Below are 24,323 nucleotides of genomic sequence, written 5' to 3'. Positions count from 1 at the left end.
CTAAAAGGGAGGTGCTTTATCGACTATATCCAAAACCCAGTCTGGCTTCGTGATAGCAGTTTTACTTTTTCCAGTCGATAAATAGATGATCTTATAACCTGCGTCATAGAGTTTCTTTGACTCATGCTCTCCAAGTAAACCATTTCCCAAGTCTGAATCGATGTATACAGGTGTTCTTTCTGAAATAGAGCTCATACTTGATTGAAATTCATCAACGCTATGAAAACAAAGTATTTTTTTACCTAGAAAATCTGCCTTCACTTGCCAGGCCTGGCACAGCAATTTATCGTTATCAATAAAAACAAGATCAGGACAACATTCAACCATGTCAAATATTCCCCGATATTACTAAATAAAAATAGTTGCTATGATTTTCACAGGCAAATTCTTTACCGTTGGCGCCTGGGGTACCACTTACAATTACTATTTTTTTTCCTGAATCCTTCAACACATCTTCTCCAAATCATGCAATGTCATTGAAGCTGTAAAGATAATTGTTTGTGATTTCAAATAACAATTACCTTTGCAAGCATCTTGTAAAAAATAATATCATAAACACCCTACGACATATAGAGTTTCAATCGATTTACCTTCTCATATGAAAATCGGCTTATATAACTTTGTTTCACAAAGATTAAGGGCAATGGAACCCCATGAAAGACCAACACCAAATCCCGACATAACTGCTTTACCAAGCTCCGCAGTATTCGAGTAATAATCACACATAGTTAAGGGTATTGAAGCAGGGCCTGTATTCCCATATTCTTTAACCACAACAGGCATTTGTTCATGGGATAACCCGATTTTTTTCCTGAGATAATTCAGCATAAATTCATTAGGCTGATGTAAAATAGCGTGTTGAATGTCAGCTTTGTTCCATCCCCGGTCATTTATAACGTTATCAAAACTGGTACCAACCTCCCTTAATGCAAACTCCATGATCGCAGAACCATCCATCTGCAAATAGCCATCCTTATGATTTTCTCGAGGAATTATTAATTTATCAAAACCACTGCCATCAGTATTGATGTCAAACGCCCACTCATCTGAGCCAGACTCAACGATGCTTACCGAACCTGCGTCACCTAGAACCAACCTGACTTTATGGTCATTGGGATCCAAAAATCGTGAAATAGTATCGCCCACACATACAAGTACTCTCGAAGCGCTTTTTGAAGAAATTAATAAAGCGGCTTGATATAAACCATAAATATAACCGGAGCACCCATAATTAATATCAAATGCAACTGCGCTGGTATTCAATTCAAGTTTACCCTGCAATACGCAAGATGTTGCTGGCATTTTATAATCAGGGGTTTGCGAAACAAAGATAATTGCATCAATCGTTTTATTGGATAGCCCTGTCATTTCTAATAAGTGTTTTGTAGCAGCCAAACACAAGTCTGAAGCATTTACGCCTTCTTCCGCAATTCTCAATGAAGAAATTCCTGTACTTAAAGCAATTCGCTCCACCTCCCGTTGCCCAAACCGTTCATATAGATTTTCCATTTTTAATTTCTTGTTCGGCAAGGCTGCACTTATTGCAGACAGCTTTAATCCATTTAATTTTACTCGCATTTTAACAATCACCAGTTAACTATTAGTTAAAATTTTCAATTAAATAAAAAATATCTTTTACCGTATTACAACTCATTAATTCACTCCCTCTCACGGAAACTTTGTAATGCTGATCAATTGCAGCAACGGTTGATACAACAGCGAGGGAATCCCAATTGGCTTCATCATTTAATAAAAATGTGTCACTCAATAAATGCTTGTCCAATTCCAGTAATTTAGCTAAATCATTTAATAACAGATCTTTGTTCATAATTTTTCTTTATTAATTAGTAGGTTTATGTCTGATTTTTTTGTATCGCTCGCCATATGAAATTTCAGATACAATTTGAAATTTTTGCGGCACCTTAAAAGCGGGCATTTTCATTAAACAGAATTTTCTGACTAACTCCTTAAGAGAACTCTGGTTGACTCCATGCCTGGATTTAATTTTGGCGACTATGATATTTCCCAATAGAGCGTTTTTTTCCCCATAGACCGTTGCATCTTGTACTTCTGGAATTTGAAGAAGTACATTTTCAATTTCAGCCGGGAATACTTTCTCACCACCCACATTAATCAGATCGGAATCTCTCCCAAGTATCCTCAGGGAGTCCCCAACAACCTCAACCACATCACCGGTCATAAACCAACCGTCTTCGATAAATGGTTTAGTTGCATTTAAATATCCAAGCATCGAAGTATTAGACTTGATTTCCAATTTATTATTCCTAATTCTATAGGTAATATTTTGATCAGTAATAGTGATTAGGCTTGATTCATGGTTATTTGTTTTAGTTCTAATAACACCCAATTCAGATAAGCCATAAGCTTGAATGAATTTGGTTTTTGGACAATGTTGAATGAGCCTGTCTAATAAAACTGAAGGCATCACTTCACTACCGTAATTAATTTGCTTGAGACAATTCATATTGGTGTGTTCAAAAACACCACTAATTAACATCAAGTTTAAAAATGAGGGAGAGGTAATGAGCACATCCACTTTATTCCTGGCTATAGACTCAGCCACATCCATTGGAGTTCGAGTCTTGGGCACAACAATACAATTCCCACTTATTAGCGAGTTTAAAGTACTGTTGATTCCTCCAATATGATCGAAAAGCAAAAATGAAAGCACTTTGAGTTGGTCACGGCTGGGATTTACCCCCTGGAGTAATAGTGCAAGGTCGTGAACAATTGCTTTACATTTCCCGGTGGACCCTGATGAAAATATTATGAGACCTGCCGTTTTTCGTATCTGAAGTTCTCTTATAAATTCGCTGTGCTCTGAAGAAGAATTGCATTTGGCCAGGTTGACTTCCTCATTAGGTGTTACCTCGATTATAAAATCTGGATTAATAATTCCCAGATAATCGTCTTTCTTCTCATAATGCTTATACGTTATTGGGACAATGATTACTGACAAACGCATCAATGCTAAAAATAGCGATAGTGACAGGGGTGAGTAATCAGCAATTAGGAAGACTACACTCCCTGCTTGCACTCCATCACAAGTCAGTTGAGCAGTATAAAAATCCTCACGTTGACATAGCCATTTATAATCATAAACTTGCTGATTAAAAATGACGGCTGGTTTTTCTTTATGGTGACGAACCTTCGTTAAAAAAACTGAAATACACATCGACTAGACCCCACCTAAATAAATATTCTGACCAGTTACAAAATCACTCTGTTTTAGCAAAAAGAAATCCGTAACATTAGCCACATCCTCAGAAGTCCCCTTTCGAACAATAGCTTGACGAGCAATTAATCGATTCATCTTTTCTTCTGGTACAGATCGAATTAAATCCGTATCAATTGGAGTGGGACCTATTGAATTAACCGTGATATTCAAAGAGGCAAACTCTCTCGCCATAACTTCCGTCAACGATAATATTGCTGCTTTGGAAGCAGCATAAATCGCCTCCCCTTCAAGCTTTAATGGTGTTGCCACGGTGGTGAAATTTACGATACGGCCATAACGTCTATTCGACATTAATTTTGCAGCCTCTCTACAAAATAAAAATGTACCGATTACATTAGTATTCAAGATGTCATTAACAGTTTTAAGTGGTGTCAACATGACATGGTTCATTGAGGCAATGCCCGCGTTATTAATCAAATTATCTAATTTTTGAAATTTTTTCCGTATAAAACCAAATAACTCTTTAACAGATTTCTCATCAGAGACATCCGCTAAAAAATGATGATAATTATCCATAGACCAATCCACAGGTGAGCGGCTACAGCCAATCACTAAATGCCCATTGGCAACATAATGTTCTGCCAAGTACTTCCCTATACCCTTTCTTGTTCCTGTGATTAATGTTACTGGTTTAGACATTTTCACACTCCTTAACCAACTCTAAAGTGTAGTCAGTAAGCGTGCCAATTGTCCGAAAAGGACTATTTCGTTGCGACATTGCTTTTTCATTGGCCAGAATAATGGATCGATTAAATTGATCTTCAATAGCCTGCTCTATATCGACGATTAAAGTTACCAATGAAATTGAATCCAATGCGATGCTACCGCCATATAGGGAACAACTATCTCCCTGCTCTAAAGGCAGTTTGAAATCCAATGTGTTATTTAGGTTACAAACAGATTGTGTGACTATTTCAAATATTTCGTGACGCATCTTATATTCCCCTCATATTTAAAGAATGGTTTTCCATTTTTTTTCTCTAGCAATTTCCAGTAACTGCGGATTTGTTCCAACAGCTACAGGGTTTCCAACAAGACTTAACATAGGCAAATCAGATATATGATCGCCATAGGCATAAGACATTCCCCAGTCAATCTCATCATTTTGAAAATACTCAAGAACCGCTCTGGATTTTCCTGAACCAATCGTTTGAACCCCCTCTATCTCACCAGTCAAAACCCCTCCAACAACAGTAGGAGTAACATATAGATAATCATCAATACTTAAATGTTTTGCTAAATGATTGACTGTTGCAAAAAAACCTCCAGATACAAGGACTATCTTGAAACGCGATCTTTTGTGTTTTTCAAGAAGATTCAAAATAGAACGATTAAATGCCTCTTCATTATTTTCTACGTTGATTTCAAACCATTTTTTACTAATTTCATCTAAAACGGATTTGTCTATGCCAGCATAGTTCTCATAATAAAATTTATTCATTACCTCGCGCGAATAACTATTAATCATTCCGTTAATTTTTAACTGATAATCCTCCAGTTTTTTTAAGCCGAGAAAATCGCCATAATAGTGAGTAAAAAAGAAACTGATAAAACTACGCATTGAGTTAAACGACAGCAAAGTCTCATCAATATCAAATAAAGCCAACTTCAATCCTGATTCATTTCTAACAAACATGTTATTCAACCTGATATAAAATTTAGTAATACATCCTGATACAATGCCGGTTCAAAACGGCAACTCGTATAAGATGCCAAGCCTTTTTTTACAAAAGGATCTTGAGAAATGAGTTCATTTAATTGAGATTCAGGCATATCAACCACTAAAATAACACCTCCCTTACCTTCAATTTTTTGACCAGCAAGAATAAATAACTTATCCAAAATGGCATTTTTGACCCATTTGGTATGCTCTACAACATAACTACTTAGAATTGACTCTTCTCCATGAAAATGGACTTGCAGCAAATACATTTCTGTTCTCCTTGCCATTTCTTAATTAAATGCCTTTACTTCTTCTTTTTTTGCAGTTTTATTCATGGATAAGATTGCGAAAATGAACCAGCTAAACAGCACCAGAATCCCCCCGCCGACTATGGTTGTATTCATATTAAAACCATGAATATAGCCTCCAGATAACATAACAATTACTGTGGCTAAGGCTTGAATAGAACCAATCATTCCCATGATTTGCCCTTGATCTTCAGTTTTTACCATATTAGAAATTGAGGTGATTAAACCAGGAATACAAAAGCCCATTGAAAGAACAAAAACAATCATGGCACTGTATAGCTGAAATATATTCATAGCGAATGCAATGGAAATAATAGCCAAACCTGAAACTGGTGTTGCAAAAATCACCATTTTAATTGGACTTATTTTGCTCGCAATTTTTTGGATAACCAGATATTGGAATGAAGCATACAGAGCGCCATTAAAGCCCAGCAAAATACCAATATCAGATGTATTGAAATTAAATTTTTCAAATATAAAGGAAGGCATGAAAGACTCAAAAAGCCACCAGCCTGCTACAAATAAAAACCAAACCGTAAAGACACCACCCGTTTTTTTATCCGTCAAAGCAGAAGAAATTTGTTGAATTCCTTCAAAAAAATTAAGTTTAATTCTATTGTTAGCAGGACTGGTATCTTTGTAATAAAGAACAAGCAACATCAATTCCACACATAAAATTCCAGAAAAAAAGATAAATGGAATAGATGGATTAAACCAACTTACTACAGTTGAGTCGGCCAGGAATGCCCCAATAACAGGTCCAATCACATAGGCAGAGCCCATCGCCATCTGAGCCAAAGATAAATTTTTTGCTTTCGTTTCATCAGTAGATATATCAGCGAGACTCGCTTGGGCTACAGCTACATTTCCTGCACATAAACCCGTGAGCAATCTACTCATAAAAAGCAATATAAATGATCCAATTTCAATTGATACCGCTGACAATACGAAACCTGACAAAGTACCCAGTAAAGTCCATCCTAAAATGGTTTTTCTGCCATAATAATCGGACAACTTCCCAAAAATTGATGAACCAAAAAATTGACCCAATGGATAAACAGCCAAACAGGCGCCGAGAGCAATCAGCTTATCTGCATGCTCCCATGCCGATGAAAAAAGTAATGACTCTTGATCCAGGAAAATATGAGGAAATAAGACAACAACTATTGCAACCCCCATAAAATCGATTAACACTACCAGCGTCATCAAAAATTTGATGAATTTCTCATTTGAATTTTTATTCATTTACTACTCCTATATTGATTGAATCTAAAAAATTGCCAATCCCCTCTAAATTTCCGGAATCGATAACCATTGCATCTGGTCTACAAAAATAGAATTCAAATGAATGGCTAGTCGGGTTATCAACCCAAGTAATTAATTGATTTTCTACAATCATTTGTTTTATTTTTTGTTGCAATACCGGACTTAAGATTCCTCGTGTCAATAAGACATAATTGGCGCTTGCAAATGCCTCTCGAATGGAACTCAAGTAATTTTTAAAATCGCTGTATTTGATAACACTTTGAAGATGCGCCAATTTTTGACCACAGCGCATCCCAGTTAGAATTGTTAGAAGATCATTCAAATTCTTGTTTTTATCTTTGAAGACACACTGCTTACTCCGTGTAATCAGGGAGGTAATCCACTCTGTGATTTGTTTTTGCTTCTGAATAACTTCTCTTCGCTCAAAGCTGTATTCTTGTAAATGAGTATGGATATCTTTTGTCTCATCTATAAGTCTCCACGCAAGAGCGTATGCATCCTGAATCCCAACATTCATATTTGTTCCACCAACAGGACTAAATTGATGTAACGAATCTCCTGCTAACACCACTTTATCTTGATAAACTGCATGAGAGATACGGTGCCCATATTGTGCTTTAGTAGTCCATATCAGTTCTTTAATGACAATTTTTTGATGACTACGCTCTTCTAATAGCTTTTGTATACTTCTGAGATCAAGACAGTCATCTTTAGTGTCTGTCGCAGTTGGTAACAAAGAAAAAATTAACCGATATTGATTGCGAGGCAGTGGGACAATCATTAAATATCCATTCCTGGTAAATATATAATTTGTATTTTTATGATCAAATTCATCTAACAGGACATCAGCTAATACAAATGTTGGGCCGTAGTATTGTTGATCTACCCCGCACGCCATAATGTCTCTAACTTTACTCTGTCCACCATCACATCCAATTAAGAACTTCGATTTAATAGTAAACAGTTCATCCTTGGTTTTAATCAATGAATATACCGATTGATCATTCTGAGAATAATTTATGAGTTCACATTCGCGCTGTACCTCAAGGTCTATTGCAGATAGCGTGTTTTCCAAATACTTTTCAATCTCATTCTGAGGTATATGAAAAAAATAGGGCGCTTCAAATAATGAGCCTTCAAAACTTAACTTCCCAAGAAATTTGTGTTTCCAGAATAGATTGATTTGTTCAACCTTAAGACCTGCTTTAAATACTTCGGTCATTCCCAGTATGGCAAATACATCCAATGTAGATTGATTAATAGCTATCGCTCTTGGACACTCAGGCCTGCCAGCTCTTTTATCAATCAAAACAACTTGCAATCCATTACGCTTTAAAATATTTGCCAGGACCATACCTACTGGACCGGCTCCCACAACTAAAACGTCAGCAGTTAGACTAATTTTTCTCATTTCATAATTTCCAGTTAAGCAGCACTCTGTTTTACTATCTGTATTACAGGTGTATTTATTTTCTGTTTAACTGCTAATTTAGCCATTTGAGATTCGATGCCAGTTAATGTCGTCTTATCCATAACGCTAAACCCAACCTCAAAGCTCATCATGAGTTTGTTATTTTGAATAATTTGTACGGATGCTTCCGCCTTAAAATTTCCATCCAGGCCATCGCGAATTTTTTCTAATCTAAAAATCAATTCAATATCTAAAGGAAATACATATTCATAAAATTTCGAGCTCAAGGAATTCAGCACAAACCCTTTTTTCCTGGTGCTATTTTTACTAATCAGGTATTTTTCTGAAACTGAGTTGACCATTTGGCGAGAGGCTTCAATAAGTACCATGCCCTGTATATGCTGACCAGTCAGATGATCACTCATTTCAGCGCAAGAATCATCTAGCATTAAATAGCTTTTAAATTCCAATTCAGAAATTCTTTCCGGTTCAGATATCATGCTGTTTTCTATTTTATGTTTATGAGTCAGCTGGCGGGTAGCACGACAAATATTGTGAAGGCCATCATAAAACTTAAAGCGATTCTTTAACTGATCATCCTGTATTTGATTGCGTATCACCTCAATTTGGAAGTCACTTAAACCCTGGCCCAAATGAAGTTTATATATGTTCTGACTATCAGGGATCTTGCTTTCAATCTGTATTAAATAATTAAACTGAGCGTTGGTTAATATATTCTCATTATTCGCAAACTCCGTGAGTCGATTACCAATAATTACAATCCTTAACTCCTTCATGACACCCTCCTGAATGTTTCCTAACCATTTTTTAGAATAAACAATAATTTTAATTCGAAACGGAGTAACTTTATTGTTTTATGCTGGATGATACTACGATTTTCAATCCTGTCAATTTTTTTCTTCGAAACGTAGTATTTTTTTATAATTAAGGTAAACTGTAAGAATAAGTATATTTTTTGTTAAATTTTGCTTCTGGCCATATGACCACTAAAAAATACATCAAAAAAGTTATTGTTATAGAAGAAAGTGCCTCACCCGAAGCAAGGGCTGAACGATTGCGAAAAATACGAAATCTTGCAAATCTAAGCCGAAAAGAGTTGTGCAACTCAGAAACATTAAAATTAAATACATATAAAGGATGGGAACTGGCACGATTTGGCGGATTGCCTGTTGATGGCGCAGAACGTGTAATCAAACGGGTTGCTGAAGAAAATGTAATTTGTACTATAGATTGGCTTTTATATGGAAAAGGTCAGGAACCCTACATTTTGCCTCAAATGGCCTCCAGTAATGAACAAGATGAGAATGATCTCATTCTTAAAGAGATCATTTTATTTCAAAGCTTTCATAAAAACGCAACCTATACACAGATTAAGGATGATGCTGTTTCCCCCGATTACAGCAAGGGAGATTACGTTGCAGGCATAAAATTCTCAGGAGATGAGATTTTAAAAGTTGTAAACCAAATTTGCTTAATTGAATTAACTCATGGCGACATTTTAGTTCGGTATCTTAAATCAAGCATTAAGAAAAAACACTTTCAGTTACTTGCCACGAATATTAACAACACACTTGAGACACCCCAAATCATTGAGGCTCAGATAAATTTTGCAGCGCCTATAACCAGACATTATAAAATGACACCCTGATTAAAAAAATTGGCTGGCAAGCATTATTTGTTTTACTTCCTTAAGGAAAAATTAATGCTAAGGATATACAAATTTATTTTTATATTTTATGCAGTATTATTAGGGTGGAGTGTTTATGGAGAAACAATCCCATCTATAGCAATTACACCTACTCCTCGCACTGGTTCTTAATCTTTGATTTATACAAACGCACTCCTGATACTAGGGAATCCCGACAAATTCGGGCATTAATCAATGACCTCATAAAACGATGCGAAGACGGCATCAAGAAAGACAACTCTCATGCCATGACTATTCGCGACATGATGCATCAAGCAGGCTTGGATGGTAGTCCTAATTATCTGGAAGCCATCAGGCTTTAAACATCATGACGCCTGTTCAATACCGATTAAGTAAATTGCTCGGAAATGGACAATGCCGATCCACAACTGGAAGCCAGCTATGAATCGGTTTATGATCGAATTCGGTGATAGAGTTACTGAATAATGGAATGGCTAGTTACACAGAAAATTTTACAGACTCCGGTAGAGTTAAATGGATATGTTCATGTTTTTTCTAATTATTGAGCCCCAAATTTGGGGCTTATACATTGAGATGCTACGACTGGACTATAAAATATCATCAAACCGACCATCCTCTTCAGGAAAGCGTTTGTAATAATCCTCCACTTCCTCCTTTGTAAAGCCACGCATTGGCGTTAATCCATTATCAATACTCATATCTGAGTGGACAAGGGTAATCTTCTTATGCCTATTAATTTCAACTTCAAAATGACCATCAAATTTACGATTCTTGAAGCGTTCATCTTTACTGACAGGATCATTTTCGTCTAGTTCAAATTCAAATTCTGTCTCAAGAACATAATTACCATCAACAGAAAGGTTATCGCCACGTATTTCATAGGAAATATCCATTATAGAAATCTCTTTAGTAACAAAATTAGGTGCTCTGAAATTTACTTCATATTGGCCTTCATCTGTAAGAAAAGCATTAAACATAAACGAATGAATTTCTTTTTTCATTAAGTTCAATTTTTCACAAACAGTTTGAATAGCCCTCTTTGAATGCTTAAATTGTTTGAGAACATCCAACGAATCTCGAAAGAGAATTTTAGACTCTTTAATAAATGAAATTGCGAGATCCATTTTTTTAGCAGTATCTTTTTCTAGCGATATTATTTTTAATAGATCCTCTTTTGTAACCTGGACCTGTTTGGAATTGGACTCATAAACATTCAAATAGTGCCTATAATTTGAAAATCCATACTTTTTTGAAACTTCATCAAGTGCTTTGCTCATTTGTAAGCCTTGACTCTTTTTCAGTTTTTTTGCTTCTTGCTTAAGAAATGTAGGAGAAACAGGTGTAATCATAATAAACCTCATTTTTTACTCATCAACATTTTGTCGCCTGCTTCCAAAACATTATTGAGAAATATTTAGTTTAATATGATTTAAGAGAACATTGGTGTTCAATGACAGTACTCGTGAAAGCTTTAGTGAACAGGCGCAGGGTTTCTGTCTAACCAGATGAAGATTCTATATTTTAAAAATCACATGTCAAACAAAAATGAAAATTCTACTGTGTGAGATTTGCGTATTTGAGTAAGACACTGTTCTACATCGTACGACATTTGTAGTGGTTGCCTGCGATAAAATTTATAATAAAATCAATTGGTTATTTATTAATTAAGGGGCTGAAAATCCTTGTGTCGGTGGTTCGATTCCACCTCTGGCCACCATAAGAATCAATAGGTTACGGACAATTCCCCAAATAATAAAATATTCATGTAGACGCAATGTAGACATTTAAAAAATAAAAATCTATACCATATTAGGAAATAGATTATGGCTCTTCCCCAAATCCGGGGGCATAAATCAAGCACACAAAACCTTAACCCTTAACCTGTAATTTTCAAAATTTCTAAACCCATAAGCACGACGTTGAATGCCTGATTCAACAGTTTTGATGCACCCCCGTTTTTTTTTGGCCAACCACTATTGACAATAAAATAATCTAAATGTTATCTATATGAATAATTTGAATCTTAAATAAAGAGAGTGTCAATTTTGCGCCATTAATTTGAACGTGCTATAGGAGGGGTTATGACGTATGAAGAAATGAAAAGAATACTGCTTTATTGCCAAATTCTTGGATTTGAAGGATTGAATAATGGTCATCATGCGATTATTCCAGAACTTAGAATAAACCTTCCCGAACGACATACCTTTCTTGGAGTGAATAGCAACCCAGCAATTTTTGTAACAGAAGTTACCTATAAGAAATTAAAAAAATTTCATGAGGATTGGATACCTAATATTACAATAGCAATCGACCATACTTATTTGCTTGAACCTAAAAAAAATAACATTGATATTATAGGGGTTCTCGTTCACGAAGCGGGTCATGCGTTTAATGTCTATGCCAAAATTCCCAATACCGAGGCAAATGCCTATATATTTGAAATTGAGGCCTTGTTCAAGCTTTATAAAATGGGCATTTTATCAAGACAATTTGGAATTGATGCGAAAGATATGATAACTTATTTTCAATCACGTATGAGTCAATATAAGATTGTTGATAATAATTTGTATTTAAAATTTTTAATAGATGATATTACTGATATTTTTAGATTAGAGAAAAAAAGTCATGATCTCACTAAAACAGATAGAATCAAGAGCTTCGTTAATGCGCAAATCAAAATTGGCTTTTTCAATCAAGGTCAAACAATCAAAGTCAATTTTGAAGAAGAAAATCCATTAAAACGATTGTTCATCAGAGTCGCTTAATGGTAGAGATTATTTTGCTTGCCTGACGAATCTCATCGAAGAAGTGGTACTAATTTGGGGGAAAACTAATAGGTGCCAGTTTTTCTAATTAATGCCGGATCGGTTTTCGGGAGAGGATCACTTTAAGTATGCCAACATAGAATGTATCTTGAGAATCTAGGCTCAGGTAGCAAATTTTTGAAGGAGTGTAATCACAATAATTCTTTCATTTATACTCATAATTCATCGGGGATTTTTCCACGCATTGTCCGTGTGTTCACCAATATATAAAAACTTGTTTGACAAAACAATGGAATAGAAATTCCTTCTATAAAAATGGTGAATGGTACTGTATCAACCGTTTTAAAGCATAACAAATGGGTGTGAAGGTTAACTAATTATCAAATAAAATCAATGGATTATTTGGTATTTTTATTTTTCGGCGCTATCATGCTAGAAACCTACTCTATACTTTAGTGTATCTATGAAAACAGGGACGGCTATAATGAAAAAAATCGCACTTGAGGAAGCTATGATCCAGCCTGGAACGATTGAAATGGTGCCTGATCATATGAACCATCCTGAATTTAAAGACAATCTAGATGGACTGCTGGAAATTGGTGAAGCGAGGATTGCAGATATGGATGCAAATGAAATTGCTGTATCCGTTTTATCAGTAACTACACCTGGTCTGCAAGGACTTGTAACTAATGAAAGTGTGCCTGAAATAGCTGGTAATTGGAATGATTATCTTTCTGGTGCGGTTCAACAATACCCAGATCGATTTAAAGCATTAGCCTGCGTGCCAACCATTACAGGTCAGATGGCAGCTGATGAAATTGAGCGTGTTGTTAAGCAGGATGAATTCGTGGGTTGTATGATCAACGGCTTTGATAACAGTGGTGATATGGCACCAAAATATTTAGATAGCAAAGAATTTGACCCATTTTGGGCAGCTTTAGAGAAACATCGTTTCCCACTTTATATCCATCCAAGAGGCGTTCCGGATGATCGTGAAACAACCTATAGTCCCTATGATGCCATGAAAGGAGCCGCTTGGGGCTTTCATATTGAAACGGCAGAGCATTGTGCTCGCATGATGCTTTCAGGTGTATTTGATCGCTTTCCAAATCTCACCGTTATCATTGGTCATATGGGTGAAATGTTGCCATTTTGGGCATGGCGAATGGATCATCGGATTAAACTTGAAGGATGGTTCAAAGATTTACCGTGCCAAAGACTGATCACTGACTATTTAACTTCAAATTTTTACATCACCACCAGTGGCTTTTTTCACACCCCAGCATTACAACATGCGCTTGCTGTCATGGGCATTGACAAAATACTCTTTTCAGTTGATTACCCTTATGAAGATAGCAAGCAAGCTAGTGATTGGTTTGAATCCATTCCCTTAAATGATGACGATAAATATAAAATTGCTTATGGTAATGCAGCACGCTTGCTATTTGAATAATTAAATTCTAATTGTATACTTTCTGGGGATTTTAGTTTTTTTCCATGTGATAGTACATATTGTTCGGACTGCAAACAGTCCAATGATACAATCAATTCCCTTTCTTTATAAATTTATTGATCCTGCTCTGATTGATTGGAAATCCTGTTAAGAAGATAAAATATTAACCAGAGGTGAAAGTGAATAACAATAATTAAGAGCAAAAAATTATCAGAAACGAGTATAGTCCTCAGTTTAAAGATCAACTAAACATTGATGACTTTGCAGCAAACAAGAGTAGATGATTATTTTCCCCAATTAACCTATTGATTTTATTGCGACTGCTAGTTAACCTTGCTGCCCCCGGGTAGAGCATAGTTACTAAATGACACCAGCCAAAGACTTACCAAAGGTCATTGAAAAATCACAAGATGAGCTTGAGCAAATCATTGCATTGGTGCTGAACTTTCGGCAAACGTGCGTGCCTAAAGACAGAGATATTCTGCTTTATCGCGACTGCGATTTTTCAGCTTCTTAAGCCTCTTTAGATCTGTGATTTTTTACGCCACCAAGCCTGCGAAACCCAAAAGGGGAGATCAATACCCCCCAATGACAAATGACCTGGCTCCCCTCAAGTCAATTTGATGATTACCCCTGTTGCTATGTCATTTCGGGATTTTTCAATGACTGCTGATTGTTCTTTTGCTGGCGTCGGTTAACTCTGCTCCGCTTACGCGGCAGCAAGGTTAACTGGTCGTCACTGAATCAACAGCTTGGTAAACCGACGTTTTTTTGCTGTTCAAATGACAGTTCTTTATCAAATCCTGTTGCAAATGATTGTTCAATGTCACCTTCTGTCACTATTTCCGGATTGGGACTACAGGTGAATTTCACCACATCCTTACATAGTTCTCGAGGAAATGTTACAAAAAAAGTATTCGCATTATGCGAACTCTTAATAGCTTTACTCTTTTCTTTAATATCGTCCTTCATGATAGTATTCAGGATTGCAGGCTTAATTTCATCAAAGGGTAATTGAAAAGATGGTTGATGTTTCGGAAACACCTCGGCAAGCCTATTCATTTCCCAAGCCAGAGGCTGCTCAACACCGTGTGCTGCTTTTTTAATTTTCTCCAAACCTTCTCCATCCAGAAAGGCCTTTAAGAGTTTTTCACGAGATTCTGGAAACGCCTCAGCAAGCGTTTTCACTCTTTGACTCAGCCAATAAGAACCGTCTTCATCTTGTATGATTTTCTTTAAGCCTTGCTCATTCACAAAGAACTGGAATAGCTTTTCACGAGATTCAGGAAACGCCTCGGCAAGTGTTTTCATTTTGTAAGCCAGCTCCCCCTTACCATCTGCTTCTTTTATGATTTTCTTTAAGCCTTCTTGCTCATCCAGAAATGCCTGGATCAGGTCATTCTGATGCTCTGGAAATGCCTCTACAAGCGTTTTAATTTCATAAACCAGCCACTTAAAGTCTGAGTCTTTTATGATCTTCTCGAAGCCGTGATCATCCACAAAGGCCTGGAGTAGTAGTTTTTTCTGATGTTCCGGGCATTCTTCTGTAAGCGTCATAATTTCACTGGCCAGCAAAGCACCTCTCGTTTCTTCTATGATTTTTTTGACTCGTTCATGGAGATTGGACATCGTTTGTTTCCTTAAAAGAGCGCCCATCAAGAGCATAGTTCAATGTACTTCAGGAGCTCTCTGATAAAGCGATTAGCCAATCCTGTAGCCATTTTAATGACTTGAGAACAACCTGCGTCAAAATGCCAGTCTCACTGTTTATGGAAAAGTAACCGACAAATTTCAGCAAGGGTAACATTAGACTAAATTTTAGTCAATGAGGGTGATTTAAATCCCTTTTACAGCAGGAGACCTGCAAATTTCTTATTTTTGTATCCAAGTAAGCCCAATTCCCTGTGCGGCACACATAGGGCCAAAACTCATTGGCATCCTACAACGGCAGTTGTTCAAAGGCGCTCAATGCGTTTGAACAAAATTACAAATTCCCACGTTCACTGCAAAGTCAATTTAATCAGTCGTAAATGAAACTATAAGACAACCATCACTTTACCTTTTTAGAGCAACAAAATAGTTCAAATTAAGAGGATTGCAAAGCAATGTATATTGCGCACTTAGAAAATTTCTAAGTGACACGTTCGAGAAATACGATTAATGTTTCCAGTATCATGCGAAGAGCACAAGGACCACATGAAAATGATTTTTTCTTAAAATGAAATTTAATCTGTTTCATAAAATTTATTGCGGATAGATAAACTCGGTATCAATGGTAAAATAGCAACTCAAATTTTTCAACATAAGTGTCAGAAATGCTTTACTTAAAAAACCTTGAACCAGAAGATGAAAACCAATTTATTTCAGCAATGAAAAAGAGTAAGGATTTTCATTACCCTTACGTGACCGTTTCTTGTACTTCAGAAGATTTTCAAATTCTATTGAAGAAAAGCCAGACAGAAAACAACGAATCCTATCTTCTTATGACTTCCGATGATAGAATCGCTGGAATTTTTAATGTCAGTGAAATAGTACGAGGCGTGTTTCAGAGTGCTTATCTAGGGTTTTATGCAACCGTTGATTATGCCGGTACAGGGCTCATGAGCAAAGGTTTGAAAATGCTATTGGATAAAATATTTAATGAACTGAATCTGCATAGAATTGAAGCAAACATCCAACCAACAAATTCATCATCCATCCATCTGGTCACCCGGAACGGCTTTCGTAGAGAAGGTTTTTCTCCCAGATATTTAAAGATCAATAATATCTGGCAAGATCATTTTCGGTTTGCTTTAACATCTGAAGATTGGTTTGAAAATTAACCACAATGAGTTGTGGGACATTTATAAGGCAATTCAGAATAACAAATAACAATAAACAGCAATGCTTCTGATTACACTGAAATAAATTAACTTAGTAATGTAACAATGGATGTATAGAAGGAATTTAGATAATGAAAAATAAAGCCTGACCGTATTAGGTATCACTTTAACTGTCGCAACGCTTACCTGTTCACCAACCTATGCCAAGAAGATTTATCCCGCTGAAATTATGGGAAGAGATTTGCTTATTCCAGGATTTGGCTGGGCGGGACACGTCGGTATTTCTACCACTTATATGATGTCTCCTGATGGCATGGGAAACAACGCAGATCAAGTGATAGAAGTACTTAATGAAAATCCGGTGGGTCAAATTAACACTATCAGTAACTTTAAATCTCGCTCAAAATATTGGGGAAGTAAATACGGAGTCGCTGACAGAGGTGTGATTGGCTATAATATCCTCGTCGAAGCTAATCAGCAGCGTTGGTGGTGCCCTAAGTACACTAACGATACTAACTATCATATTGGTGCTGGAATTCCTACTACAGGCCAAGTCCTTGAATGTGGAACCTGGCGTTGCGACACCTATGCCTTGTGGGCTTTTTACAGTCAAGGATTAGATACAATGCCTGGGCGTGTATGGTTGCCAAGGAATTTGTTTAATTTTTTTCCTTATTTTAATGATGAACGATTCACTGCAGAATCCTCTGAACAACCGTCAGAAATTTTAGCGTATAAATCTTTGGAAAATGTGACTGCTGACGATCTTAATGACATGCCGTATGAGGAGTTTCAAATGATAATGGATACTCCACCTGTTCACTATATGACATCGCCATCCACTGTCCAAATGCAATTTGCTTATAATTCAAATTTAAATGAGATGCTATGATTAAATTATTATAAAAGGAATTGTCGATATGGCGCTCAATTTAACAAAAATAACAATAGATTTTCTTAAGTCAAACCAAGGGCAAAAATTTACAGCGAAAGAAATTGCTGAGTGGATTTTTGCTAATTATCCTGAAGAGTGTAAGAAAAAACAACAACGATCAAAGGCGACTGTTATTCCATTAGACACGAATGATGCTTTAATAAACCAGCTTGTTAGAGAGATTACGGCGAAAAACACTCGCTTAGAACTGGACAATATTAAAACAACAGCAGACCGCCCCAGAGAATATTACTATACTGAATTATCGGATAGCGATGAGATTCAAATTATTGAAGAGGATGTGGATAATTCATCAGCTCAAGTCAATCAAAAACCAAGAGAACATGATTTATATCCCATACTTTCAGAATTTTTATGGTCTGAGTTAAATATTTATAGCAAAAGAATAGATGAGAAAAAATCAAGCAACCGGTATGGTCAAGGTGGAAACAAATGGCTGCATCCAGATATAGTTGGCCTTGAGGATTTGAGTCGTCATTGGAATCATGAGGTTAAAGATTGTGTACAGCATTATTATGATAAAAAGACTAAGCTTTGGTCATTTGAGGTAAAAATTAAAGTTAATCTCTCAAACCTAAGAGAGGTATTTTTTCAAACGATAAGCAACTCATCCTGGGCAAATTTTGGATATCTGGTTGCAAATGTGCTAGATGATAAGGCAGCACATGAGCTAAGGATTTTATCTAGTCTACATGGTATAGGATTTATTAAGCTTAACACTGAAAATCCTGCAGAGAGCCAAATTCAAATTCCAGCAAGAGAAAGACCACAAATTGACTGGGATAATGTAAATCGAATTCTTGAAGAAAACACGGATTTTAAAGAGTATATCAAATTTGTTCGACAATTTTATCAAACTGGTGAAATCAGAAAAAATGACTGGGATCAATGCGAATAACACGAAGAGTAACAATTCAATTTATATGTCCCTGGTAATTTATATATAATCTAACAGAACATTCTCATACATTAATAAAATAGACAATGAGTGAGATAAGAAATTACTTAAATAACAATCTGATTACCGAATGAGCTTTAATTTGCATAAATATTGATACATCGTATATACTTAATATATACATTGTTGATACATCTGAGTGATTCTATGAAAACACATGCAAAAATACAAAAATGGGGTAACGGTTTAGCGTTACGTATAGGCGGTTCGATGCGAGAAATTCCTCAGTTTAAAGAAGGAACAGAAGTGGATATAGAAATTACTGAGGCTGGTTTTACGGTGACAAAGTCCATAAGAAAAAAGCGATTTCCTTTTAATGAAGCCGATCTTTTAAAAGGATTATCACCTGAAAAAGCTCATGCTGATTTATTAGCGTCACCTTTATCGAATGAGGTTGAACGGTAATGGCAAAATCCTATATACCAGAGCGAAATCATATTATATGGCTTGATTTTGAACCAACAAAAGGCAAAGAAATAAGAAAATACCGTCCTACTTTGGTTTTATCTTCAAAAGAATACAATGGAGCAACAGGATTAGTCATTTGCTGCCCGATTAGCACCAGCATCCGTGGTGGAAATACGGAAGTTCCAGTCAATAATCTGGATCAACCTTCCGTCGTTGCAGCCAGCTTAATACAAACCTTATCCTGGAAAGATAGAAAAGCAAAATTTATTACAGAAGCGGAGCATCCTGTCATGGATGAAGTACTGTATCGGATTATTCCATTAATTGGAGCCGATCAGCTTTTTGAAGAATCTATATAATTTGTGTGCATAGAAGATTTGTATGGTTTGTATCACATAGGCTTCTTAAGAACGACGAAATTTCCCATACCAATTCAAGGGAAATTAACGCAAATCATCGAATATTTTTTATAAACATCAGTAAGGCAGGTAATCCCCCCATTTTGGTTTGACATACTAAATCTCCTTTTGATTTATAGAGTATGGGAGAATTTTTTACTAAGAATATGCCTCTTCATCCTGCAACTTCTAAACTGGAAGCCATCTGTTTAATGAGAAGATCTGTAATCCGCTGTATAGGAATCCTTAACCGCTCCACATCTCTCATGATATACCCTGCCGTCACATCATTGGTCATTTTGTGATTCAACAATCGTTTTAAAACGTAGGCCGATAAATCCAGATTTTCAGCCGTGATGGCAAAGAGTCTTCTTAAGTCGTGAATTGTAAATCGTATGGGCAACTCCTCCAGTTGAAGTCAACACACCAGAGTGTGATTTCCGAGCAGAAGAAACAATGGGCGATATTACTTATGGATATATTGATTTGAACAGTTTTATGGGCATATTACGAATAGCCTTGATTTTCCTATTTCAACCAAAAGGCATGTCTTCCTATCATCAATATTCATTGATAAATCTCCCTCCTGATTTCAAATATGCCAATTTGAATACCAGGTAAGTCATAAGCAATTATCAAGGCTTGTCGCAGAAAATTTCGTGATCTGGTAGATTTGGTGAATTTCAGGATTCTGTCAGATAATTAGTTTCAAGTGGAAGCATTTTAAGCAAGATGACATATTGTGGAACAGAACCATCGTTTTGTAAAAAAGCTGAACTTTCGGCAAATCTGCGTGACTAAGACAGGTCTGCTGAAAACTCGGAATACACCATCATAGGACAGGAGGCCCCTGCGCATTAGGACTATATTCATTTAACGCATTGGTAGCCTCCTCAGAAAAACGCATTTCCGGTTCAGGGTGATTTTGTGCGAATTCAGGAAGGCTGATTGCCCTATCACTATCAAGCCAATCATCATAAACACGCATGGAAAATGGCCTTGCATCTTCCTCAAAATACCTTGCTGGAACCCAATCATCACCTTCGGGCTTAAGGTACTGTAAATCATAAATACATTCGATTAATAATCGGGGACTGTTCCTCATGGACAAGTACTGCTGCTGGGCTTTAAAGGAACCTTTTCTCCCATTTTCAAAATATTCGGCATTATATTTTTTTGATTCTTTGAGTGATACCCTATTTAAATCATAATCGAACATATCATAATGCCCCTCACTCTTCCATGAGCGAGAATCCCCCATATCCTTCACAGTCTTCTTCATTCTGGGGTAGTGTTCTGATTTTATTCTGGTAAAAATTAATGTTGAATTCTCCAAACCGTGTAACTCGTTCATAGTCCCTGAAATTTTACCGGGTATCACCAGTTTAGAAAAAGTTTCTGGAATAATAATTCCCAGATTTGGGGAATTGATAGCTACTTCCAGCAAATGATTTTTTATCGGTGCAATAATACCATTGCTATGCTCATAGAGATTATGGACACCCGTATAACCACAAACATTGGATAACAAAATCATGAGTCGTCGCATTTGAGAAACATCTCGCCCAATTCCTCCATCTATAGAAATAAGGGTATTACCAGCATTGTTATGTGGATCTTTTTCAAGCATTTCACAGGCGTATTGACTTAAAAATTTACTGCTATACGATTTGCCACACCCCGAAGGACCAGCTACATAAATGATAGGTCGTTGCAATGTTTTATTTCCTTCGATATGACTAATCGCTTCATTCGCTACAGCCAATCTATATTCACGACTGTTCACTTCTTCCTGCAAGGCATATTTATAAAGTTCTACGCCTTCTTTTCCCAGTAATTTTGACAATGAAATTGTTGCTTTTCCAGGGTTTATTTCCCTGATACCGATATCATCAAGGACTTCTATCTCACCATTCTGTATACGCGAATAAATCAGAAAAATTAATTGTTTTCTGAAATAATCATCAGGGAGCAATTCTGGACTATCTATCGAATTAACCATACTTAACCCTTCATTGCTCCTGGCAAAATCAGTCCCCTTGTATTTTTTAAAGTTCTCATAGTTTTGATGTTGAAATTCTTCCGTATCACCTACCATGAGATTTACAAAATGGTCCTGGCTATCTTCAGGGATATAATCCAATATATTATTGGCATGGTTTTCACGGCCATAATGACCTAATTGATTTATAAAGATATATGGCATTTGAGTAGCCAAAAGATCTAATTTATCCAAATGAACAATTGAGCCGTTATACATAGAATTATCTCTGGAACGCAAGACATATGTATAAATATAGACCATCAAGGATGTGTAAAACAGCTTCAATACTTTTACTAAATGACCAAATTATCTATTTATAATACAAGTCATACCTAGCTAAAGCGCTATTGTCGTAGTTTACCCACACTCTCTAAAAATTTCTTAACACGCCATTTGTATAATAAAATTAATTCATATTGATTAAATTTTGCCAAGAAATATAATGCGGCAATAGAAAAAACTGGTAACAATTATTTGAGGTCATGTTGTTATGCCACTAATGTTAAAAGAAATTCATGCCATCTGGTTAGGATCTAATCTCCGTACTGCTGGAAAAGAAAATTTAGAAAATTGGGCTCACACGAATGGTTTAGCATATGGGGGCGAATATAATATTAATTTGTGGATAGATACCAGCACCTACACCGAAGATGATTTAGATATTTTTTATAGCGAAATATTGCCTTGGGCTCAGGGATACGGATTGGTGATTCATGATGTCAATTACGCTCCTTCTGACAATATCATGTATGACGAAGAAACGTTTACCAATGAGCCGCTAACATCTTTTATGGATTACGAGATGATTAGTTACTACGAAAGTGAAATAGTAGGTGAAGATAAAAATCTTGCCGCAGCATCGGATATATTAAGGATTCATGTGTTAAAACGCGATGGAGGTCTCTACATTGATGCTGAAGATATCGGTCCTAATTGGCCCCTCCAAGATATAGAACTGACACATGGTTTTAAGTTTCATCAGTATAATTTCGGCGCAGTCAATAATGATATTTTAATGGCTATGCCTAAAAGTAAATTTGGTGATTTGTATCTGGAGAAAATAAGAGAAAATTATAGAATTTTATTTGCAGATCCGAAGCGATTGCAAGCTCATAGGAACCTTAAATACGCTTCTATCGAAATCCAGCAGGGCATTGATTACCGTAAGTATTCAACGATGCATACATCTGGCCCCGGTGTCATTGAGCAAATAGCCAGTCGTTTAACGATGCGGTGCAATTATCTGGAGGATTATGCAGAAGATTATGTTGCTGAAAGTGATTTGGCAGTACCTGAAGGTTTCTTTAATGTCCCTCAAGAGCAGGTTGCCAGTTGGTATGATCCTATTCAAAGCCAGTGTAAAGAACAACAAATTAATGTTTTAAAAAATGGCATACGTTATCAGGTTGATAGAGAACTAGAAACCATCATAACAATTTATGAAAAAAAGAAGAAAAAAGCATTTTTTTTAAATTCTAATAGAGCAAAATATACCGAGACCATTGAGCTATTAAGAGCGGCACAAGAATCTCTTCGTGCCTCTTTACCAACGTTTTCCATGAGACAAGTCTTGGAGGTAGCCCTTGAACAATTGACAGAAAACCAACAAGAACATCTTTACAATATAAAATATGGCGTTTTTGATGAGATTACAAATATATATTGTAATACAGATGAGTTGATAGAGTATCTCAATGAAAGCGTTACAGAAGAAAAGATAAGTATTCTGAATTTAAGATTTGGTGTAAAAAACTCAAAAATGCTAAGACAATTTGTAACGGATGTATTAGTACAAAAAACTCTTCAAATCGAGTTATTAGAAAATTATGGCATAGAGCTAACAACTTATTTACAGTTGAATCAATAGAAATGATTCAATAATGGTAGTGTTTAAATAACTGTGTCATCTTTACCTCCTAAAGCATCTTTGAATATTAGAGAAATTATGTCGAGTCCAATTGGCTAATTCTTGAACACTTACTCCTGTGGGGTTCTATGATTTTTGCACCGTACAGAGCTATAATTTAACACAGGGTCATTGAATTGTCTGAAAATGAATAATTTTTCCCATATGTTAATACATTCAAATGCTTTAAAAGAATCATTTGAACATATGATAAAAAATACGCCCATCGATCACTTTGGATATTATATATTTGATAACGATGGCTATTACTTCCAACTGGAATCCGATCGAGATTTTTTCCGGGATTTTCTAGAAAACGAACTCTTTTTAATCATGCCTTTTAGTGAGTCAAATTCAACAAGATATGAGATATATACATCCATGATAAAAGAAGATGTAAATATTCATAAAAGCTTGTTCGATGTCGCTAAGAAGCACAGCTATTACTCATTTGTAAATGTCATAAAAAATCATAATAGCCACAAAGAGGTTTTTACATTTGCCTCAAAGAATAATTCCATGGAAATAATTAACTACGTGATTAATAACAGGGGATTTATAATTGACTTGACTGATAAAATACACAAAAGGCTTTATAGTTTATACAGGAAAGAAAATTGTATTTTATTACCAAAAAATCTGGCTGATAAAATAAGAAATTTTGAGGATGAACACCGGGGAACAAATGTTGTCTTTGGACGGACTCCTATTGAAGGAAGAATAAATACTTCGGATGAATTTGATTTTTCCTCGCTGCCATTTAATATCAGTTATTATCCGTTTACTGCCGTTGAAAAAGACATTATATATTTGTTATTTCATGGATTTAATACAAATAAATCCGCTGAAATACTTGATGTTTCACCCCGAACAATAGAAAGGCACTTTGAGAAAATACGCAAAAAATTGGGATGCAAAAATAAATTGGAAATTTTACATAGTATTATTTTGAAATCTCAAAAATATTTATAAAAAATATTTTTTAATTTGTCGCCTAATGAGGGGGATTGCTATTCC

Annotated in this window: 26 protein-coding genes, 1 tRNA gene and 1 pseudogene; 13 read left to right on the top strand and 15 right to left on the bottom strand. The window is 35.9% G+C overall.

The features are described from left to right. The 11 genes from CKW05_RS05140 to CKW05_RS05090 all read right to left on the bottom strand — a co-directional run bounded on the left by CKW05_RS05140 (position 1) and on the right by CKW05_RS05090 (position 8,704). Positions 1-327 carry a hypothetical protein gene (locus CKW05_RS05140; RefSeq protein WP_058483875.1) on the bottom strand — a complete coding sequence of 109 codons (327 nt, stop codon included), beginning with the start codon at positions 325-327 and terminating at the stop codon, positions 1-3. A 267-nt stretch (positions 328-594) separates the two neighbouring features. Further along, positions 595-1,578: a 3-oxoacyl-ACP synthase III family protein gene (locus CKW05_RS05135; RefSeq protein ID WP_058483876.1), complete on the bottom strand. Its 984-nt coding sequence runs from the start codon at positions 1,576-1,578 to the stop codon at positions 595-597. A gap of 22 nt (positions 1,579-1,600) precedes the next feature. After that, positions 1,601-1,828, bottom strand: coding sequence for an acyl carrier protein (locus CKW05_RS05130; RefSeq protein ID WP_058483877.1), 228 nt, complete (start codon positions 1,826-1,828; stop codon positions 1,601-1,603). A gap of 12 nt (positions 1,829-1,840) precedes the next feature. After that, the gene (locus tag CKW05_RS05125) at positions 1,841-3,196 is read right to left on the bottom strand and encodes an ANL family adenylate-forming protein (RefSeq protein ID WP_058483878.1); all 1,356 of its coding nucleotides are present in this window, start codon (positions 3,194-3,196) and stop codon (positions 1,841-1,843) included. Positions 3,197-3,199: 3 nt separating this feature from the next. Next, positions 3,200-3,898 carry an SDR family NAD(P)-dependent oxidoreductase gene (locus CKW05_RS05120; protein ID WP_058483879.1) on the bottom strand — a complete coding sequence of 233 codons (699 nt, stop codon included), beginning with the start codon at positions 3,896-3,898 and terminating at the stop codon, positions 3,200-3,202. Then, entirely contained in the window at positions 3,891-4,193 is a 303-nt protein-coding gene (locus CKW05_RS05115) for a hypothetical protein (RefSeq protein WP_058483880.1), read from the bottom strand. The genes CKW05_RS05120 and CKW05_RS05115 overlap by 8 nt, the downstream gene beginning before the upstream one ends. An 18-nt stretch (positions 4,194-4,211) precedes the next feature. After that, positions 4,212-4,895, bottom strand: a complete 684-nt coding sequence (locus CKW05_RS05110) for an HAD family hydrolase (RefSeq protein ID WP_058483881.1) — start codon at positions 4,893-4,895, stop codon at positions 4,212-4,214. 5 nt (positions 4,896-4,900) lie between these two features. Continuing rightward, a complete protein-coding gene (locus tag CKW05_RS05105) occupies positions 4,901-5,191 on the bottom strand; it encodes a YciI family protein (protein ID WP_058483882.1) in 291 nt (96 codons plus the stop codon). Positions 5,192-5,212: 21 nt separating this feature from the next. Next, on the bottom strand, positions 5,213-6,475 hold the full coding sequence (locus tag CKW05_RS05100; protein WP_058483883.1) for an MFS transporter: 1,263 nt from the start codon (positions 6,473-6,475) through the stop codon (positions 5,213-5,215). Next, complete coding sequence (locus CKW05_RS05095; protein WP_058483884.1) at positions 6,468-7,907, bottom strand: FAD-dependent oxidoreductase; 1,440 nt, start codon at positions 7,905-7,907, stop codon at positions 6,468-6,470. Before CKW05_RS05095 ends, CKW05_RS05100 begins: the two co-directional genes overlap by 8 nt. Before the next feature lie 14 nt (positions 7,908-7,921). Next, positions 7,922-8,704 carry an AfsA-related hotdog domain-containing protein gene (locus tag CKW05_RS05090; protein WP_058483885.1) on the bottom strand — a complete coding sequence of 261 codons (783 nt, stop codon included), beginning with the start codon at positions 8,702-8,704 and terminating at the stop codon, positions 7,922-7,924. Between the two features lie 179 nt (positions 8,705-8,883). Between CKW05_RS05090 and CKW05_RS05085 the strand changes: the two genes are divergently transcribed. After that, positions 8,884-9,576 carry a hypothetical protein gene (locus tag CKW05_RS05085; protein WP_058483886.1) on the top strand — a complete coding sequence of 231 codons (693 nt, stop codon included), beginning with the start codon at positions 8,884-8,886 and terminating at the stop codon, positions 9,574-9,576. A gap of 104 nt (positions 9,577-9,680) precedes the next feature. Then, entirely contained in the window at positions 9,681-9,938 is a 258-nt protein-coding gene (locus CKW05_RS15295) for a hypothetical protein (protein WP_133141179.1), read from the top strand. A 246-nt stretch (positions 9,939-10,184) separates the two neighbouring features. On the opposite strand, the gene CKW05_RS05080 is transcribed toward CKW05_RS15295, so the two are convergent. Next, positions 10,185-10,946 carry a hypothetical protein gene (locus CKW05_RS05080; protein ID WP_058483887.1) on the bottom strand — a complete coding sequence of 254 codons (762 nt, stop codon included), beginning with the start codon at positions 10,944-10,946 and terminating at the stop codon, positions 10,185-10,187. Between the two features lie 290 nt (positions 10,947-11,236). On the opposite strand from CKW05_RS05080, the gene CKW05_RS15290 reads away from it, so the two are divergent. The 4 genes from CKW05_RS15290 to CKW05_RS15435 all read left to right on the top strand — a co-directional run bounded on the left by CKW05_RS15290 (position 11,237) and on the right by CKW05_RS15435 (position 14,332). Next, a tRNA-Phe gene (locus CKW05_RS15290) sits at positions 11,237-11,314 on the top strand. 364 nt (positions 11,315-11,678) lie between these two features. Then, positions 11,679-12,362 carry a hypothetical protein gene (locus tag CKW05_RS05075; RefSeq protein ID WP_058483888.1) on the top strand — a complete coding sequence of 228 codons (684 nt, stop codon included), beginning with the start codon at positions 11,679-11,681 and terminating at the stop codon, positions 12,360-12,362. A 484-nt stretch (positions 12,363-12,846) separates the two neighbouring features. Beyond that, positions 12,847-13,815, top strand: coding sequence for an amidohydrolase family protein (locus CKW05_RS05070; RefSeq protein ID WP_058483889.1), 969 nt, complete (start codon positions 12,847-12,849; stop codon positions 13,813-13,815). Positions 13,816-14,179: 364 nt separating this feature from the next. Next, entirely contained in the window at positions 14,180-14,332 is a 153-nt protein-coding gene (locus CKW05_RS15435) for a hypothetical protein (protein WP_165481202.1), read from the top strand. A 227-nt stretch (positions 14,333-14,559) separates the two neighbouring features. On the opposite strand, the gene CKW05_RS05065 is transcribed toward CKW05_RS15435, so the two are convergent. Beyond that, the gene (locus CKW05_RS05065; protein ID WP_058483890.1) at positions 14,560-15,444 is read right to left on the bottom strand and encodes a hypothetical protein; all 885 of its coding nucleotides are present in this window, start codon (positions 15,442-15,444) and stop codon (positions 14,560-14,562) included. 686 nt (positions 15,445-16,130) lie between these two features. Between CKW05_RS05065 and CKW05_RS05060 the strand changes: the two genes are divergently transcribed. The 5 genes from CKW05_RS05060 to CKW05_RS05040 all read left to right on the top strand — a co-directional run bounded on the left by CKW05_RS05060 (position 16,131) and on the right by CKW05_RS05040 (position 19,317). Then, the gene (locus tag CKW05_RS05060) at positions 16,131-16,637 is read left to right on the top strand and encodes a GNAT family N-acetyltransferase (protein WP_058483891.1); all 507 of its coding nucleotides are present in this window, start codon (positions 16,131-16,133) and stop codon (positions 16,635-16,637) included. Between the two features lie 229 nt (positions 16,638-16,866). Continuing rightward, complete coding sequence (locus CKW05_RS05055) at positions 16,867-17,529, top strand: hypothetical protein (protein ID WP_058483892.1); 663 nt, start codon at positions 16,867-16,869, stop codon at positions 17,527-17,529. Between the two features lie 28 nt (positions 17,530-17,557). Beyond that, a complete protein-coding gene (locus CKW05_RS05050) occupies positions 17,558-18,490 on the top strand; it encodes a COG2958 family protein (protein WP_058483893.1) in 933 nt (310 codons plus the stop codon). 207 nt (positions 18,491-18,697) lie between these two features. Continuing rightward, complete coding sequence (locus CKW05_RS05045) at positions 18,698-18,955, top strand: AbrB/MazE/SpoVT family DNA-binding domain-containing protein (RefSeq protein WP_058483894.1); 258 nt, start codon at positions 18,698-18,700, stop codon at positions 18,953-18,955. Continuing rightward, a complete protein-coding gene (locus CKW05_RS05040; protein WP_058483895.1) occupies positions 18,955-19,317 on the top strand; it encodes a type II toxin-antitoxin system PemK/MazF family toxin in 363 nt (120 codons plus the stop codon). Before CKW05_RS05045 ends, CKW05_RS05040 begins: the two co-directional genes overlap by 1 nt. A 214-nt stretch (positions 19,318-19,531) precedes the next feature. On the opposite strand, the pseudogene CKW05_RS15545 reads toward CKW05_RS05040, so the two are convergent. Beyond that, positions 19,532-19,747, bottom strand: a pseudogene (locus tag CKW05_RS15545) (integrase); the annotation flags it as partial. A gap of 441 nt (positions 19,748-20,188) precedes the next feature. Then, a complete protein-coding gene (locus CKW05_RS05030) occupies positions 20,189-21,616 on the bottom strand; it encodes a hypothetical protein (RefSeq protein WP_058483897.1) in 1,428 nt (475 codons plus the stop codon). A 274-nt stretch (positions 21,617-21,890) separates the two neighbouring features. Here CKW05_RS05030 and CKW05_RS05025 point away from each other — a divergent pair, with 274 nt between their 5' ends. Next, on the top strand, positions 21,891-23,267 hold the full coding sequence (locus CKW05_RS05025) for a TcdA/TcdB catalytic glycosyltransferase domain-containing protein (protein ID WP_082642799.1): 1,377 nt from the start codon (positions 21,891-21,893) through the stop codon (positions 23,265-23,267). A 186-nt stretch (positions 23,268-23,453) separates the two neighbouring features. Next, entirely contained in the window at positions 23,454-24,278 is an 825-nt protein-coding gene (locus CKW05_RS05020; protein WP_058483899.1) for a helix-turn-helix transcriptional regulator, read from the top strand. Positions 24,279-24,323 lie beyond the last annotated feature (45 nt).

It is taken from the genome of Legionella spiritensis, from assembly GCF_900186965.1.
In the GTDB taxonomy this organism is placed as follows: Bacteria; Pseudomonadota; Gammaproteobacteria; order Legionellales; family Legionellaceae; genus Legionella_C; species Legionella_C spiritensis.
Note: the sequence above shows the minus strand (reverse complement) of the source record. Positions and strands in the feature narration are given on the sequence as shown.